Origin of the sequence: Streptomyces sp. NPDC029526 (genome assembly GCF_040637405.1) — a bacterium.
Classification (GTDB): domain Bacteria; phylum Actinomycetota; class Actinomycetes; order Streptomycetales; family Streptomycetaceae; genus Streptomyces.
Map to the genome: position 1 here is coordinate 344,941 of NZ_JBEZWE010000001.1, position 15,641 is coordinate 360,581.

A 15,641-nucleotide genomic window follows, 5' to 3' on the forward strand; every position below is an offset into this window, starting at 1 on the left:
TCTGGCCCCCTCAACAGTCCACGAACGCGACGAACTCACGCCAGGCGGAACCGGACACCTCGAACCGCGGCCCGTTCTCCGACTTGGAATCCCGCACGTGCACGGAATCGGCGGCGACGGCCACCTCCACACAGTCGTCCCCTTCGGAGCCGCTGTAGCTGCTCTTGAACCAGACCGGCTCACCGTGACCCATCTGGCCCCCTCAACAGTCCACGAACGCGACGAACTCACGCCAGGCGGAACCGGACACCTCGAACCGCGGCCCGTTCTCCGACTTGGAATCCCGCACATGCACGGTCCCCGGCACGACAGCCACCTCCACACAGCTGTCGCCTTCGGAGCCGCTGTAGCTGCTCTTGAACCAGTCAAGCCCGCCCTGGGTGCTCATAGCGCTCCTCGCATCCGCTGCAACAACTCGGCCGAGTCCGCCGGGGACAGGGCCTGCGAGCGCATCTTGGCATAGCGCATCTGCATGACGCTCACCGCTTCTCGGTCAAGAATGAGCTGCCCCGTCTTCTGGCCTTCCGCGTAACCCACCCACTGATGTTCCGGCGTCTCCAGAAGCTGCATGGGCCCATCCGTCCCCGCGTGGTACGGCTGGCGCAGCGGCATGATCTGCAGCTCCACGTTCCACAGCTCCATGCACGCCAGCAGGTGGCCGACGAGGTCACGGGTGACCTCCTCGCCGCCCGTGTGCCGCAGCAGGACCGACTCCTCGACGATGAAGCTGAACGCGATCGGCGGTCTGCGTCCGAGCAGTTCCTGCCGGGCCCGACGGGCGGCGATCCGCTGCTCCAGTTGCTCCTCGCTCGGCGGGGGCGGGACGTTGAGCATGACCGCGCGGGTGTACGCCTCGGTCTGGAGGAGCCCCGGCACCACCCGGCACTCGTACGTGCACAGGGTGACCGCGGCCTCCTCCAGGCGCGCCCACTCCCGGAACCAGACCGCGAGCCCCCGTTGCCGCCCGAGGTGGCGGACCATGGCCCGCAGCACGCCGAACGCCTCCAGTTCCTCCTCCGCGCGTTCGACGAAGGCCGCGCTCGGCATCCGCCGGCCCTGCTCGACGGAGGCCACCGAGGCGTACGAGTAGTTGAGCCGCTGCGCGAGCTGTTCCTGGGTGAGCAGGGCGCGTTCCCGGAAGGTCTTCAGGGCCGCCCCGAACGCCTTGAGACTGTCGGACGAGTCGAGTGTGCTGCTGCTGCCGTTCGCCATGGATCACGACTCCCTTGCCGTGCTGGTGCACACCTTGCACGGCGTACAACGCCCGGTCGTCGAGGTGGGGTTACGCGCAAGGCGCGGCAACGGCCCGTACAGGCGCGCCGGTACGGGTCCGTCGGACCGCCTCAGCCGGACGTGGGCCGGACGGGCGCACTGGCCCGTCCCCGGTGACGGCCGCCGAGTTCGGCGTCGAGGGTCTCCTGGGCCACCCGCATCGCCTCGGCGTACCCGGGCTGCTGAAGCCGCTGCCACATCTCGTCCTCGCTGAGGTCCTCGACGTGGCTGGTCACCCACCAGATGGTGCCGAACGGGTCCCTCACCCGCCCTCCGCGCTGCCCGAAGGCGTCGTCGGCCACCGGTGTGACGACGTGGGCGCCGGCCTCGACGGCCCGTGCGCAGGCGCGGTCCGCGTCGGGGACGAAGACGGTGAGCAGGCTCGGCATCACCGGCCAGTCCGGGCGCCGGTCGAAGGCCGAGACGACGGTGTCCCCGATCCGCACCTCGCCGTGGCCGACCGAGCCGTCCTCGGTCTCGACCCGGCCGAGTTCCTTCCCGTCGAACGCCCGGGTGACGAAGTCCAGGAAGGCGCCCGTGTCGTCGGTGACGACCCAGGGCTCGACGGTGGTGCGGCCGGCCGGTGCCGCGCTGTGCTGCTCGGACATCGCGCTCCCTCTCGCTGGGCCGGCCCTCGGCGGCCGGCTCCGGGGAACGTAACGCGCGAGTAGGTCAGTGGCGGTCCTCGTTCCTCACGGTCACGCCCGCACGCGGCCGGAACGGCTGCGCCCGCCGTCCCCGAGGGCGGGGTGGGGCGGGCGCTGCCGGGCTGGGTGGGGGACGGTCACATGATGGGGTCGGGCTCGCGGGCCAGGTCGGCGGCGCCGACGAGGCCGGCCTTGTTGCCGAGGCGGGCTCCGAGGACGTCGGCGACCGGGCGCCAGTTGCCGCCGACCAGCCACCGCTTGTAGGACTTGCGGATCGGCTCCAGGACCAGCTCGCCCTCCTCGGAGAGCCCGCCGCCGACGATGAAGGCGGACGGGTCGAAGAGGGAGGCGAGGTCGGCGAGGCCCGCGCCGACCCAGCGGGCCAGCTCGCGGTAGGAGTCGACGGCCACCCGGTCGCCCTGGCGGGCGGCCATGGACACGTGCTTGCCCTCGATGCCGTCGGGCGTGCCGTCGCCCAGGGCGAGCAGCGTCTCGGCGTTCTCGGGCGTGGCGTTGGCGCGCTGCCGCGCGTAGCGGACCAGGGCGCGGCCGGAGGCGTACTGCTCCCAGCAGCCCTGGGAGCCGCAGCCGCAGAGGAGGCCGTCGGGCACCATGCGGATGTGGCCGAACTCGGCGGCCACGCCGAAGTGGCCGCGGCGCAGCTTGTTGCCGATGATGACGCCGCCGCCGAGGCCGGTGCCGAGGGTGATGCAGATGACGTTGCGGTGGCCCTTGCCGGCACCGAACTTGTACTCGCCCCAGGCGGCCGCGTTGGCGTCGTTCTCCACGACGACCGGGAGGTCGACGCGGGCCTCGACCTTCGCCTTCAGCGGCTCGTTGCGCCAGTCGATGTTGGGGGCGAAGTAGACCTCGGACCGCTGGCGGTTGACGTAACCGGCCGCACCGATCCCCACGCCGACGATGTCGTGCCCGGCCCGCGCGCCCTCCACCGCGGAGGCGATGGCGTCCACGATGCCCTCGGGTGTGCCCGGGGTCGGCACCTTGTGGGTCGAGAGGATGTTGCCTTCCTCGTCGACCACGCCGGCCGCGATCTTCGTGCCGCCGATGTCGACGCCGATGGTGAGTCCCATGAATCCCTCAGTTTCGGTCGAGCCCCGCTACCGCCCACGGTACCCGAGGCACTGCGGGCGGTTACGCGGCGTCCGCACGGTGGGCCGGTCCGGGCCGGGGTGCGGACGGTGCGGCGGCCGGCCGGGGAGGGCTCCCGGCGGCTGCCGGTCAGTCGAGGTCGATGCGTTCGCCGGGGCCGGGGCCGTCGTCGCCGTCCCGGCCCTCGTCCAGGTCGCGGGTGTCGCGGACGCCGGTGTCGCGGGAGGTCCAGCGGCGCTCCTGGTCCTGGACCGCGGCACGGTAGGCGGCGAGGAGTTCGCCGCCCGCGGCGGCGAGGTGGTCGAAGACGTCCGGGTTGCGTTCGATGACGGGCTCCACGGCGGCCTTCGCCTGCTGGACGACCTGCCGCACCACCTGCTGGGCCGCCGGCCCGGCGACCGCGCCGAGCAGCGGGGACTGCAGACCGGAGAGCCTGTCCGCGACGGCGTCGACCAGCTTCCTCAGTTCCTCGGCGGCCGATCCGGCGGGCGGGCCGTACTGGGCGCGGCGGCGGGCCTTCTCGGCCTCCAGGTCCTCGGCGCAGGCGGTCGCCCAGGCGTCGGCGTCGGCGGGTGCGCCCCGGTCGGCGGCGGGGCGGGCGCCGGCGGAGGCCGGGGCTTCGGCCGGGCCGTCGGCCACCGGGGCCTCGGCGGCCGGGTGGTCGACGACCGGGACGTCGGCCGCCGGGGCGGGCCGGGCGTCGTCGGCGGGCCGCTTCTCGTCCGCGTCCCGCGCCTCGTGCACGGCCTCGCCCCATGCGTCGTCGGACGGGGGGAGCTGTTCGCTCATGACGGACTCCTGACTACGGATAGGCCCTTACGACGGTACCCGAACGGCCTCGGCGCCCGGCCGGGGACGACGACGCGCAGGCCGGATCCGGCAGGTCCCTGCGGGGTGCTGCCGGATGCGGCAGGTCCCTGCGGGGTGCCGCCCGATCCGGCAGATCCCTCGGGGTGCCGCCGGAACCGGCAGGTCCCTGCGGGGTGCCGCCCCGGGAGTCCGCGTCTCCCCCGCGGCACCCGCCACCGGACGGGAACGGCCCGCCTGCCGGCTCCGACCGGCTTCACCGGCCCTGCGGCCACAGTCCCGGGTCGGGCCGGAACCGGATGCGCAGCTCGCCCTCGCGCAGCGCGGCGCCGTCGACGGTGCAGCGGCGCAGCACGGAGGGCAGGGCGACGACGCGGCGGAACGGTCCGGCGGCGAGGACGAGTTCGTCGCCGCGCCGGATCAGGTCCAGGTCCTCGCGCCGGGCGCCGGGCAGCGGGATGCCCCAGACCAGGACCCCGTCGTCGGCGAGGCGGTCGGTGACGGGCCAGTCGACGGCGGCCGGGGCCGCGCCCGCGCCGGGCAGGCCGAGGGCGGCGAGGTCGTCGGTGCCGCGCGGGTCGCGTCCGAGGTGGGCGACGGGGTGGACGGTGAACGTCTCCCGCCAGTCGGCGAGGGTCTTGCGCTGCTGGGCGACGGGGCCGGCGAGCCAGCTGTCGTCGAGGTCCTCGGGCAGGACCCGGCTGGCGACGAGGCCGTCGGCGCGCAGTCCGCGCAGGGCGAGGCCGAGGACGGCGGTGCGCACCGCGTCGGCACCGGCCGGGGAGGGCGCGGCGACCAGGCGCACGGTGGTGGAGCGGTCGGCGAGGACGGCCTCGACGGCGGCCAGCTCCAGGTCCCAGCGGGCGGCGGTCTCGTACAGCCGCTCTGCGGGCAGCGGCACCCCGGCGAGGCGGCCGAGCACGGGACGCAGGGCACGGGCCGCCTGCCGCTCGGGCGGGAGGAGGCGGCGCAGGTAGCGGCGGAGTTCCGCCGGGAGGGCGAACAGCGCGAGGGCACGTTCGCTCGGCGGGAGGTCGACGACGAGGACGTCGTACGCCTCGGACAGAACCGCGTCCCGCAGGGCGCGCAGCAGGGCGAGTTCCTCGGCGCCGGGCAGCGGGGTGAGCTCCTCGGGTTCGAGGCGGGAGGCGCCGAGCAGGTCGAGGGCGGCGCCCGCGCGGTCCTGGAGGGAGAGCAGGTCGTCCCGGAACGTCGCGTCGGGGTCGACCCGGCGGGCGGTGAGCCCCGGGGCGGCCTCGACGGGCCCGGCGCCGACCGGTACCCCCAGCACCGCGCCCAGGGTGTCCGTCCGGTCGGTGCCGAGGACGAGGGTGCGGGCGCCCGCGCGTGCGGCGGCGAGCGCGGTGCCGGCCGCGACGGTGGTACGGCCGCTGCCGCCGGGGCCGGTGATCAGGAGGGTACGCATGAGGGTGAACGGTACCCGGGTGCCGACCGGCGCGAACGGTACGCGTGCGCGCCCCGCCAGCGCTCCGGGCGCCCTACTTCGCCCCGCCTTCGACCCGCTTCTTCAGGCCGGCCAGGGCCCGGTCGATGATGACCTTCTCGGCCTTGCGCTTGATCATGCCGAGCATCGGGATCTTGACGTCCACGGTGAGCCGGTAGGTCACCTCGGTGGTGGCCGCGCCCGCGGGCCGCAGGACGTAGGAACCGTCCAGGGACCGCAGCATCTGGGACTTCACCAGGGTCCAGGAGACCTCGTGCTCACCGGTCCAGGTGTAGGCGAGGGTCTGGTCGTCCTTGATCGCACCGGCGTCCATGACGAGGCGCACCTGCTCGGCCCGGCCCTGACCGTCGGTCTCGAGGACCTCCGCCTCCTTCACCTCGCCGGTCCAGTCCGGATAGCGGGCGAAGTCGGCGATCACCCCCATGACCTCGGCCGGAGCCGCCTCGATCGTGATGCTCGAGCTGGTGTGTTCCGCCATCGCCGTGGCTCCTCCAGGTGCGGGCCGGTCGTCGGATCGCCGTGCACGGGCTCCCCGCGCACGCCCGTGCAGCGGAAGGCTACCGCGCAGCCGACCGGCACAACGCACCCGACCTGGGACATCCTGGCCGGATCCGGATCACCGGCGCGGGCCGGGCGTCCCCCGGCCGGGGCGCACCGGGGCAGGCGCTCACGGCCGAGTGACCGCGGAACGGGCCGGGCTCACGGCCGAGTGGCCCCGGAACGGGCCGGGCTCACAGCCGAGTGGCCCCGGGACGCCCCTTGGACTCGGCCGAAGGCCCGGGAGAGCGGCTCACCACTCGAGGGCCCAGGGCCGGCCGCTGCTCGCGAAGTGCCCGACGTTCACGCACTCGGTGGCGCCGACCCGCATCCGGCGCACCAGCGGCTGGTGGACGTGGCCGAACAGGGCGTAGCGGGGCCGGGTGCGGTGGATGGCGTCCAGCAGGGCGCGGCTGCCGCGTTCGAAGCGGCGGGCGACGGTGTCGTAGACCAGTTCCGGCACCTCGGGCGGGATGTGGGTGCACAGCACGTCGACCTCGCCGACCGCCTCGATCTTCGCCGCGTACTCCTCGTCGCTGATCTCGTAGGGCGTGCGCATCGGGGTGCGCAGTCCCCCGCCGACGAAGCCGAAGACCCGGCCGCCGATCTCGACCCGTTCGCCGTCGAGGACGGTGACGCCGGGCCCGGCGTACTCCTGCCAGAGCGGGGGCATGTCGACGTTGCCGTACGTGGCGTACGTCGGCGTGGGGAAGGCGGCGAACAGCTCGGCGTACTGCTTGCGCACGGCCGTCTCGATCGCGGTGGCCCGGTCCCCCTCGATGCCCGCCCACAGCCGGGCGCCGAACGCGCGGGCCTCCTCGAAGCGGCGCGCGGTGCGCAGCTCGACGATGCGGTCGGCGTTCTCCTGGCCGAACAGGTCGGGGAAGATGCCGCGGGAGTGGTCGGCGTAGTCGAGGAAGAGCACCAGGTCGCCCAGGCAGATCAGGGCGTCGGCACCCTCCCCCGCCCGGGCGAGGTCACGGGCGTTGCCGTGCACGTCGCTGACCACGTGGACCCGGGTCCGCCCGTTCGCGGGCTGTGCGGTTGCCATGCCGATCAAGCGTAAACAGCGTTTCCGGTGGTGAACAGTGGCGGCTCCCGGCGCCGTCGTCGTTGGCCCGTCGCCCGGGGGGTGGACTACGCTCCGCAAAGAAACACCAGCCTGTGTGACGCAGCGAACATCTCACCGGGACCCCCTGTCGTGGAGGCCATACCGGCGGGTAACGTCCGGGCAGTCCAGTCGTGCTCGGGATTTCAACCGTTGACTTCGCGAGCACTCTCCCGAGCCTTGGACCGCACCGTCGCATCGCACAACGTCGTGGCGCCGGCGCCCTAAGAGGAGCAGCAGTCTTGCGCGAGTTCAGCCTTCCGGCTTTGTACGAGGTCCCCGCGGACGGAAACCTGAGTGACATCGTCCGCCGCAACGCCGCGCAGCACCCCGATGTCGCGGTCATCGCCCGCAAGGTCGACGGTGACTGGCAGGACGTGACGGCGACGGCGTTCCTCGCCGAGGTGCGGTCCGCCGCCAAGGGGCTGATCGCCGCCGGAGTGCAGCCCGGCGACCGGGTGGCGCTGATGTCCCGGACCCGGTACGAGTGGACGCTGCTGGACTTCGCGATCTGGAGCGCGGGCGCGATCACCGTGCCGGTGTACGAGACCAGCTCCGCCGAGCAGGTGGCCTGGATCCTCGGCGACTCCGGCGCGACCGCCTGCGTGGTCGAACTCGGCGTGCACGAGGCCGCCGTGGAGTCGGTGCGCGACCGGCTGCCCGAGCTGAAGCACGTGTGGCAGATCGAGGCGGGCGCCGTGGAGGAGCTCGGCCGCCTGGGCCAGGACGTCACCGACGCCACGGTCGACGAGCGCAGCTCCGTCGCCAAGGCCGACGACCCGGCCACCATCGTCTACACCTCCGGCACCACCGGCCGCCCCAAGGGCTGCGTGCTCACCCACCGCAGCTTCTTCGCGGAGTGCGGCAACATCGTGGAGCGGCTGCGCCCGCTGTTCCGCACCGGCGAGTGCTCCGTGCTGCTGTTCCTGCCCCTCGCCCACGTCTTCGGGCGGATGGTGCAGATCGCGCCGATGGTCGCGCCGATCAAGCTCGGCCTCGTGCCCGACATCAAGAACCTCACCGACGAGCTGGCCTCCTTCCGGCCGACCCTGATCCTGGGCGTGCCCCGGGTCTTCGAGAAGGTCTACAACTCGGCGCGCGCCAAGGCGCAGGCCGACGGCAAGGGCAAGATCTTCGACAAGGCGGCCGACACCGCGATCGCCTACAGCCGCGCGCTGGACACGCCGTCCGGGCCGTCGCTCGGCCTGAAGCTGAAGCACAAGGTCTTCGACCGGCTCGTCTACGGCAAGCTGCGCGCGGTCCTCGGCGGGCGCGGCGAGTACGCCATCTCTGGCGGCGCCCCGCTCGGTGAGCGCCTCGGCCACTTCTTCCGTGGCATCGGCTTCAGCGTCCTGGAGGGCTACGGCCTCACCGAGTCCTGCGCGGCCACCGCGTTCAACCCGTGGGACCGGCAGAAGATCGGCACCGTGGGCCAGCCGCTGCCCGGCTCGGTGGTGCGCATCGCCGACGACGGCGAGGTGCTGCTGCACGGCGAGCACCTGTTCAAGGAGTACTGGAACAACCCGGCCGCGACCGCCGAGGCGCTGGCCGACGGCTGGTTCCACACCGGCGACATCGGCACCCTGGACGAGGACGGCTACCTGCGGATCACCGGCCGCAAGAAGGAGATCCTGGTCACCGCGGGCGGCAAGAACGTCGCCCCGGCGGTGATCGAGGACCGGATCCGGGCGCACGCGCTGGTCGCCGAGTGCATGGTCGTCGGCGACGGGCGGCCCTTCGTGGGCGCGCTGGTCACCATCGACGAGGAGTTCCTGGGCCGCTGGTGCGCCGAGCACGGCAAGCCGGCCGGGTCCACGGCGGCGGAACTGCGGGACGACCCGGAGCTGCTGGCCGCGATCCAGACGGCGATCGACGACGGGAACGCGGCGGTGTCCAAGGCGGAGTCGGTACGGAAGTTCCGGGTGCTGCCGGCGCAGTTCACGGAGGAGTCGGGGCACCTGACTCCGTCGCTGAAGCTGAAGCGGAACGTGGTGGCCAAGGACTACGCGCACGAGATCGAGGCGATCTACGCGAAGTAGGGGGCTGCGGGTTTGCGCAGTTCCCCGCGGCCCCTGGGGGCGGTTTGCCCCGCCGTCGGGTCAGACCGGGGCCGGGGGTTCGGCGCCGGCCGGGGATCGTGGCGGGTGTGGTCGGGCGACGGCCCGGCTCGTTGGGGCTGGACGCGCAGTTCCCCGCGCCCCTGGAGGGTGATTGCCCCACCGTCGGATCAGACCCGGGCCGGGGGTTCGGCGCCGGCCGTCGGATCAGACCGGGGCCGGGGCTGGGCGCGCGGTTCCCCGCGCCCACGGAGCCATCGGGTGAGACGGCGGCCCGGGGGTTACAGCAGGGTCTTCAGGTGTTCTGCCAGGAGGTCCCAGCGCCACTTCTGTTCGACCCACTCCCGGCCGCGCTCGCCCATCCTGCGGCGCAGGTCCGCGTCGCCGAGGAGGGCGATGAGGCGGTCGGCGGTGGGTCCGGGGGTGGCGCCGGGGACGACCCAGCCGGTCTCGCCGTCCAGGACCGCGTCGGGGGCCCCGCCGGAGTCGCCGGCGACGACGGGGAGGCCGGTCGCGGAGGCCTCCAGGTAGACGATGCCGAGCCCTTCCACGTCCAGGCCCCGCCGCCTGGTGCGGCACGGCATCGCGAAGACGTCCCCGGCACCGTAGTGGGCGGGCAGCTCGGACCAGGGGACGGAGCCGGTGAAGCGGACCGAGGCGGCGACCCCCGTGTCGTGGGCCAGGCGGCGCAGGTCCTTCTCGTAGGGGCCGCCGCCGACGATCAGCAGCACGGTGTCCGGCTCGGCGGCCAGGACCGCGGGCAGGGCGCGGATCAGGGTGTCCTGGCCCTTGCGCGGCACCAGCCGGGACACGCAGACCACCACCGGCCGGTCCGTCAGGCCGAGCCGGGCGCGGACCTCGTCGCCGCCCGAGCCCGGGTGGAAGGTCTTCTCGTCCACGCCGGGCGGCAGCTGCACCATCCGGGCCGCCGCGTCGGGCGTCAGGGCCCCGGCGATGCGCTCACGCGTGTACGCGCCGAGGTAGGTGAGGGTGTCGGTGGAGTCCCCGATGCGGCGCAGCAGCTGCCGGGCCGCGGGGAGCTGCGCCCAGCCCGCCTCGTGGCCGTGGGTGGTGGCCACGATCCGTTCGGCGCCGGCCCGGCGCAGTGCCGGGGCCATCAGGCCGAGGGGGGCCGCCGCCCCGAACCAGACCGAGCGGCACTCGTGCTCGCGCAGCAGGCCGACGGCCCGCCGGGTGACCGCCGGGGTCGGCAGCAGCATCGTCGTGCGGTCGCGCACGACGATGAACGGCTGCTCGGCGTCGAAGGCGGCGGTCGCCTCGACGCCCTCCCGGGACCGCTTCCAGGTGGAGGCGTAGACGACCAGCCGGCCGGGGTCCAGGCGCAGCGCCATGTTGTGCAGGAACGCCTGGATGCCGCCCGGGCGGGGCGGGAAGTCGTTGGTCACGATCAGGGTCTTGTGCATCGCCGCAGACCCTACCGAACCGCGGCCGGGGCCGGTCGCGGCGGCGTCCTCGGGGCACGCCCGGGGCCCGGCCGCTGTGGCACCGGGGGCGGGCTCCGGGACATCATGGCCCCCTCGGCACCCCCCACACCGGGCCTCCCACCGGGACCCCCACACCGACGGACAGGATCGACGTGAAGACGACGGGCGCGGCACGGCCCCTCTTTGGACTGCTGACCGTCTGGGCCTTGACCAGAACGTTTCTTCTGCTGTGCGTGCTGAAGGTCGTCGTCTTCCCCGGTCCCGACGTCACCAGCGACGTGTCGGTGATCTACCACGACTGGTTCGCGGTGCTGCGTACCGGAACGTTTCCGCTGAACGACGTCACCTGGCAGTACCCGCCCGCCGCGGCCCTGGCGATCCTCTCCCCCGCGCTGCTGCCGTTCCTGGAGTACGCGACCGCGTTCTTCGTCCTGGTGTGCGCGGCCGACCTGGTCACCCTGGGCCTGCTGTGCCGGGCCGCCACCCGCCCCGGGCGGTCGTGGGCCGGTGCCTGGGTGTGGGTGGCGGGCGTCCCGCTGCTCGGGCCGACGGTGTACGCGCGGTACGACGTGATGGTGACCGCCGTGGCGGTGGCGGCGCTGCTGGCCGGGGCCGGCCGGCCCCGGCTGATGGGGGCGCTGGTGGCGTTCGGGGCGCTGCTGAAGGGCTGGCCGGCGCTGCTGCTGCTCGGGGTGCGGCGGCGCTCCGCCTGGGTGTCGGCGGTGCTGACCGGCGCGGGCCTGGCGGCGCTGTTCGCGGCGGCGATGCCGGGGGCGTTCGCGTTCCTGACGTTCCAGCGGGACCGGGGCACCGAGGTTGAGTCGCTGGGCGCGCTGGTCCTGCACGCGGCACGGCACTTCGGCTGGGAGGGCCAGGTGCTGCTCAACTACGGCTCGGTGGAGTTCGTCGGCCCGTACGTGGGCTGGGTGAGCACCGGCGCGCTGCTGCTGAGCGCGGCCGGGTTCGGCTGGCTGGTGCTGTGGCGGCTGCGGGCGACCCGGTTCGCGCCGCACACCGTGGCCGACGCGGCGTTCACGGCGGTGCTGGTGTTCACCACCACGAGCCGGGTGATCAGCCCGCAGTACATGGTGTGGCTGGTCGGCCTCGGGGCGGTGTGCCTGTGCTTCCGGGCAGGCGGCCGGATGCGGCTGCCGGTGGGGCTGGTACTGGTCGCGTGCCTGGTGACGGTGCTGGAGTTCCCGGTGTGGTTCGCGCACGTGGTGGCCAGTGACCGGCTCGGCATCGGGCTGCTGGTGGTGCGCAACGGCCTCCTGGTCGCCGCGACGCTGCTGGCGGCCCGGGCCCTGTGGTCGTCGACCGTGTCCCACCGTCCGGCCTCGCCGTCGCAGGCGCAGTCGCCGTCGCAGTCGCCGTCACCCTCGTCGCCGGATCGGACGAGCCGTACGGACGGTACCCAGGTGTCGTCCTGACCGACCGGAGCCCCAGGCGCCCTCCCGGCCGAGACACGACACACCCCCCACCCCCCACCTCGCCCCCCGCTCAGCCCAGGGTGCGCCGCAGGTCCTCGCGCCACTGGGCGGTGAAGTCCGCGAGGGTGGTGCCCAGGACCTCGTGCAGGGCCTGTTCGACCGCGCCCTCGCGCCGGTCGTGGGCACCCACCGCCCGGTAGAAGGCGCGCAGGCGGTCCTCGCCCCACCGGTCGGCCATGAGGCGGCAGGCCATCCAGCCGCTCTCGTAGGCCTGGGCCAGGCTCCCGGAGTCGTCGGAGAAGCCGAAGTCGTCGTCGGTGGGCAGGGCGGCGGGGACGTCGCCGCGGGCCACCGCGCGGGCCAGTTCGGGCGCGGCCCGGGCCGGGGTGCGGTCGCCGCCGCGGTAGCCGACCCAGTCGGCGAAGCCCTCCGACAGCCACAGCGGGGTGGCGGCGCCGGTGTGGGCGCGGGTGGCGACGTGGGTCGCCTCGTGGGTGAGCACCACCTGGCGTCCGGACTCGCCGAGCACCCCGAACGCGTCGGGGTTGACGATGATCCGGTCCGCCGGTGACCGCTCGCGCGCACCGGTCTCGCCGGTGGTGACGGCGGCGATGCCCCGGTAGGACGAGGCGGGCGAGTTCAGCAGCCCGGCCATGCCCTCCAGGGAGGTGGGCACCAGGACGACGAGGCGCCGGGACCACTCCCGGCCCCAGGCGTCGGACACCGCGGGCACCGCCCGGTCGGCCAGCCGGGCGTACTCGCGCAACCGCTCCCGTGACTGTCCGACGCCGAGCACCAGGCTGCCCGCGCCGCGGACGGCCCGGACCCGTCCCTGGTCCCACAGCTGCTCCCCCGACGCCTCGCCCGGCCGTTCGGTGTCGACGCTCCACCGGCCGGCGTCGTCCCGGGTGAGGCGCAGGGTGCGGGCGGTGGTGACGGGCGAGCGGTCGTAGCCCTCGATGCGGTAGCGGAGGTCGGCGTCGGCCGTGGCGGTGTCACCGGTGCGGTGCACGGCGGTCACCCGGTAGGACCAGTCGGCCAGCGGCACGGCGCGCAGGTTGTCGTACCCGGCGCGGGTGCCGGTGCGGGCGTGGGCGGCGGCGTCGGCGTCGAGCAGGGCCCGCGCGCGCCGGTCCAGCAGGGACTGCACCTCGGCCCGGGTGCCGTCGGCGGGCCCGCCGCACGCGACCAGCGACACCAGCAGCAGGCACAGCGCCACCACGGACGCCCCCGGACCCCGCACACGACCTGCCACGTCTCCGAGGGTACGGGCGCGGGGCTCTCCGAGGGTACGGGCGCGGGGCCGGCTCCGGTCAGACCCTGGTGACCGAGGAGACGGGCATCATCCCGACCGGGTCGTAGCGCACGGGGGCGCCGGGGTAGGGGGCGTGGATCACCTGGCCGTTGCCCACGTACATGCCGACATGGCTGGCGTCGGAGCGGTAGACGACCAGGTCGCCGGGGCGGGCCTGGGAGAGCGGGACCTGGCGTCCGGCGTACCGCTGGGCCTGGGAGGTGCGCGGGAGGGCGATGCCGGCCTGCGCGTAGGACCACTGCATCAGGCCCGAACAGTCGAAGCCGTTGGGGCCGTTGGCGCCCCAGACGTACGGCTTGCCGAGGGCGGAGCGGGCGGCGGCGAGGGCGGCACCGGCGCGGCCGGAGGCCGGTTCGGCGTCGCCGGGGACGGGCAGGCCGGTGCGGCCGGAGCGGGTGGCCCGGTCGTGGGCGGCGCGGGCGTCGTCCGGGAGGGAGTTCAGCAGCCGCCGCGCCTCGGCGAGTTTGCGCTCGACGGTCTTCTTGTGGCGCGATACGGCCTTGCGGCTGCGTTCCAGGTCGCCCAGCTTGCGGGCGGTCTCGGCACGGTCCTGGGCCAGGGTGCGCAGGGCCTCCTGGAGGGTGCGCAGTTCACCGGCCCGGCGGGTCCCGATGCGGTCGAGGACGGAGGCCTTGTCGAGGTAGTCCTCGGGATCGTCGGAGAGCAGCAGTTCCAAGGACGGGTCGAGGCCGCCGGAGCGGTACTGGGCGCCGGCCATCGAACCGAGGGCGTCGCGCAGGGTGTTGACGCGTTCCTGCTGCCGGGCGAGGCCGTCCTGGGCGGTGCGGACCTGCCGGCGCAGGGTGTCGGCGCGTTCGTCGGCCGCGTTGTACGCCTCGGTGGCCTTCTCGGCCTCCTCGTAGAGCCGGTCCACCTCGGCCCGGGCGTCGTCGTGCGGTGCGGCGGCGGCCGGTACGGCGCCCAGGACGGCGGCGGCCGCGGAGAGCAGCCCGACGGCGACGGTGGTGCTCCGGTCGGTACCGGAGGACGGTGCAAGGCGGCGGTGGGACCCCACGGGAAGCCGCGCTCCTTCCGCTGGCGGACGGGGAAACGCGGCAGACAGTAACCCCGCGGCGGTGGGCGGGCCAACGACCCCGGCGGGCACACACGGTGACGCCCCGCCGCTGACGCAGGTCACGGGCGGGGCGTGGGCCGTACGGCGACGTGGTGATTCCCCCGAACGGGGGTACCTCGTGCCGGTGTGCGGCCGGGTGCGGCGGCCGGGCGGCGGTGGTGGTGCGGAGGGGTCGGGGTCGGTCCGGTCAGACGCGGACGCCGAACATGAACGGGCCGCCGATGGTGTTCATCGACTCGTAGCGCACGACGGTGCCGGTGCGGGGCGCGTGGATGATCTGGCCGTTGCCCGCGTAGAGGCCCACGTGGTGCAGGTCGTTGAAGAAGAACACCAGGTCGCCGACCTTGAGGTCGCCGACCGAGTAGATCCTGGTGCCGGCCCCGGTCTGCGCCTCGGAGGTGCGCGGGATGCCGACGCCGGCCTGGGCGTAGGCCCAGGAGGTCAGGCCCGAGCAGTCGAAGGAGGACGGGCCGGTGGCGCCGTAGACGTACGGGGTGCCCAGCTTGCTCTGGGCGGCGGCGAAGGCGGCGGCGGCGCGGCCGGAGCCGGCCGGGACCTTGGCGGAGAGCGCCTCGCGCTGGCTGGTGCGGGTGGCGCGGTCCTCCTCCTGGGCGATCTGGGCCTTCTGCTCGGCGGTGAGGCTGTTCAGCAGCTTCTGCGCGGAGGCCAGCTTGCCCTGGACCTCCTTCTTCTTGTTGCCCAGTTCGGTGCGCGTGGAGGCGAGGTCCTTGAGCTTCTCGCCGGCCTCGGACCGCTGCTGGGCGAGTTCGCGCTGCTTCTTCTGGATCTTCTTCAGCGCGTCGACCTGCTGGGTGCTGAGCTGGTCGAGGGTGGACGCCTTGTCGAGGTAGTCGTCCGGGTCGGCGGAGAGGAACAGCTGCACCGAGGGGTCGATGCCGCCGCTGCGGTACTGGGCGCTCGCCATCGAACCGAGGCCGTCGCGCAGCTCGTTGAGCTCCTGCTGGCCGCGGGCGACGTTGTCCTGGATGGTGGAGATCTCCTTCTGGAGCTTCTCCTGCTTCTCCTTGGCGCCGTTGTACTTCTCGGTGGCCTGCTCCGCCTGCTCGTAGAGCTTGTCGACCTTGGCCTTCACCTCGTCCTTGCTCGGCTTCTCGCTGGGCGCGGCGTTGGCGGCCTGCGAGCTGAGGACGACGGCAGCGGCGGCAGCGGTGGTGAGCACGGTCACACGTGCGCGGTTCGGCTGCTTGGGACGACGGTGGGACGCCACGGAGGCGAGCTCCTTCTTCCTCCAGCCGCCTACCGACACGCCGGTGGGCGGGGGCCTCCGCCGTCGCCACCCCATGTGAACGATCACCCGAGCGGAGGTTCGAGGCCCGACCCTAGTGATTCTCTTGTGATCAGTTCAAATCCCT

Annotated in this window: 15 protein-coding genes; 2 read left to right on the plus strand and 13 right to left on the minus strand. The window is 73.9% G+C overall.

Annotation, left to right across the window (positions count from 1 at the left end; all coding sequences use genetic code 11):
- Positions 1-10 precede the first annotated feature (10 nt).
- From AB0F01_RS01555 to AB0F01_RS01595, 9 genes are all read right to left on the minus strand, one after another.
- Positions 11-193, minus strand: coding sequence for a DUF397 domain-containing protein (locus AB0F01_RS01555; RefSeq protein WP_362089082.1), 183 nt, complete (start codon positions 191-193; stop codon positions 11-13).
- Between the two features lie 9 nt (positions 194-202).
- The gene (locus tag AB0F01_RS01560) at positions 203-388 is read right to left on the minus strand and encodes a DUF397 domain-containing protein (protein WP_362089083.1); all 186 of its coding nucleotides are present in this window, start codon (positions 386-388) and stop codon (positions 203-205) included.
- Entirely contained in the window at positions 385-1,212 is an 828-nt protein-coding gene (locus tag AB0F01_RS01565) for a helix-turn-helix transcriptional regulator (protein WP_362089084.1), read from the minus strand. Before AB0F01_RS01565 ends, AB0F01_RS01560 begins: the two co-directional genes overlap by 4 nt.
- Before the next feature lie 131 nt (positions 1,213-1,343).
- Positions 1,344-1,880 carry a VOC family protein gene (locus AB0F01_RS01570; RefSeq protein ID WP_362089085.1) on the minus strand — a complete coding sequence of 179 codons (537 nt, stop codon included), beginning with the start codon at positions 1,878-1,880 and terminating at the stop codon, positions 1,344-1,346.
- A gap of 176 nt (positions 1,881-2,056) precedes the next feature.
- Positions 2,057-3,010 (minus strand): ROK family glucokinase, encoded by a 954-nt coding sequence (locus AB0F01_RS01575; protein ID WP_362089086.1) that lies wholly within the window; start codon positions 3,008-3,010, stop codon positions 2,057-2,059.
- A 148-nt stretch (positions 3,011-3,158) separates the two neighbouring features.
- Positions 3,159-3,668 (minus strand): DUF5304 domain-containing protein, encoded by a 510-nt coding sequence (locus AB0F01_RS01580; protein WP_362090172.1) that lies wholly within the window; start codon positions 3,666-3,668, stop codon positions 3,159-3,161.
- Positions 3,669-4,092: 424 nt separating this feature from the next.
- Positions 4,093-5,262: an ArsA-related P-loop ATPase gene (locus AB0F01_RS01585; protein WP_362089087.1), complete on the minus strand. Its 1,170-nt coding sequence runs from the start codon at positions 5,260-5,262 to the stop codon at positions 4,093-4,095.
- A gap of 73 nt (positions 5,263-5,335) precedes the next feature.
- Positions 5,336-5,779, minus strand: a complete 444-nt coding sequence (locus tag AB0F01_RS01590; protein ID WP_362089088.1) for an SRPBCC family protein — start codon at positions 5,777-5,779, stop codon at positions 5,336-5,338.
- A 312-nt stretch (positions 5,780-6,091) separates the two neighbouring features.
- Positions 6,092-6,889 (minus strand): metallophosphoesterase, encoded by a 798-nt coding sequence (locus tag AB0F01_RS01595; RefSeq protein WP_362089089.1) that lies wholly within the window; start codon positions 6,887-6,889, stop codon positions 6,092-6,094.
- Positions 6,890-7,188: 299 nt separating this feature from the next.
- On the opposite strand from AB0F01_RS01595, the gene AB0F01_RS01600 reads away from it, so the two are divergent.
- The gene (locus AB0F01_RS01600) at positions 7,189-8,985 is read left to right on the plus strand and encodes an AMP-dependent synthetase/ligase (protein WP_362089090.1); all 1,797 of its coding nucleotides are present in this window, start codon (positions 7,189-7,191) and stop codon (positions 8,983-8,985) included.
- 299 nt (positions 8,986-9,284) lie between these two features.
- On the opposite strand, the gene AB0F01_RS01605 is transcribed toward AB0F01_RS01600, so the two are convergent.
- Positions 9,285-10,427 (minus strand): glycosyltransferase family 4 protein, encoded by a 1,143-nt coding sequence (locus AB0F01_RS01605; RefSeq protein ID WP_362089091.1) that lies wholly within the window; start codon positions 10,425-10,427, stop codon positions 9,285-9,287.
- Positions 10,428-10,600: 173 nt separating this feature from the next.
- Between AB0F01_RS01605 and AB0F01_RS01610 the strand changes: the two genes are divergently transcribed.
- Positions 10,601-11,878 carry a glycosyltransferase family 87 protein gene (locus AB0F01_RS01610; protein WP_362089092.1) on the plus strand — a complete coding sequence of 426 codons (1,278 nt, stop codon included), beginning with the start codon at positions 10,601-10,603 and terminating at the stop codon, positions 11,876-11,878.
- Positions 11,879-11,948: 70 nt separating this feature from the next.
- Here the strand turns inward: AB0F01_RS01610 and AB0F01_RS01615 are convergent, their stop codons facing one another.
- From AB0F01_RS01615 to AB0F01_RS01625, 3 genes are all read right to left on the minus strand, one after another.
- The gene (locus AB0F01_RS01615) at positions 11,949-13,133 is read right to left on the minus strand and encodes a hypothetical protein (protein ID WP_362089093.1); all 1,185 of its coding nucleotides are present in this window, start codon (positions 13,131-13,133) and stop codon (positions 11,949-11,951) included.
- Between the two features lie 58 nt (positions 13,134-13,191).
- Complete coding sequence (locus tag AB0F01_RS01620) at positions 13,192-14,208, minus strand: NlpC/P60 family protein (protein ID WP_362089094.1); 1,017 nt, start codon at positions 14,206-14,208, stop codon at positions 13,192-13,194.
- A 247-nt stretch (positions 14,209-14,455) separates the two neighbouring features.
- Entirely contained in the window at positions 14,456-15,496 is a 1,041-nt protein-coding gene (locus tag AB0F01_RS01625; protein ID WP_362089095.1) for an NlpC/P60 family protein, read from the minus strand.
- Positions 15,497-15,641: the final 145 nt, after the last annotated feature.

Coding starts and splice junctions, on each gene's coding strand:
- AB0F01_RS01575 (WP_362089086.1), bottom strand. CDS start 3,010: ATGGGACTCACCATCGGCGTCGACATCGGCGGCACGAAGATCGCGGCC.
- AB0F01_RS01555 (WP_362089082.1), bottom strand. CDS start 193: ATGGGTCACGGTGAGCCGGTCTGGTTCAAGAGCAGCTACAGCGGCTCC.
- AB0F01_RS01570 (WP_362089085.1), bottom strand. CDS start 1,880: ATGTCCGAGCAGCACAGCGCGGCACCGGCCGGCCGCACCACCGTCGAG.
- AB0F01_RS01565 (WP_362089084.1), bottom strand. CDS start 1,212: ATGGCGAACGGCAGCAGCAGCACACTCGACTCGTCCGACAGTCTCAAG.
- AB0F01_RS01605 (WP_362089091.1), bottom strand. CDS start 10,427: ATGCACAAGACCCTGATCGTGACCAACGACTTCCCGCCCCGCCCGGGC.
- AB0F01_RS01595 (WP_362089089.1), bottom strand. CDS start 6,889: ATGGCAACCGCACAGCCCGCGAACGGGCGGACCCGGGTCCACGTGGTC.
- AB0F01_RS01590 (WP_362089088.1), bottom strand. CDS start 5,779: ATGGCGGAACACACCAGCTCGAGCATCACGATCGAGGCGGCTCCGGCC.
- AB0F01_RS01585 (WP_362089087.1), bottom strand. CDS start 5,262: ATGCGTACCCTCCTGATCACCGGCCCCGGCGGCAGCGGCCGTACCACC.
- AB0F01_RS01560 (WP_362089083.1), bottom strand. CDS start 388: ATGAGCACCCAGGGCGGGCTTGACTGGTTCAAGAGCAGCTACAGCGGC.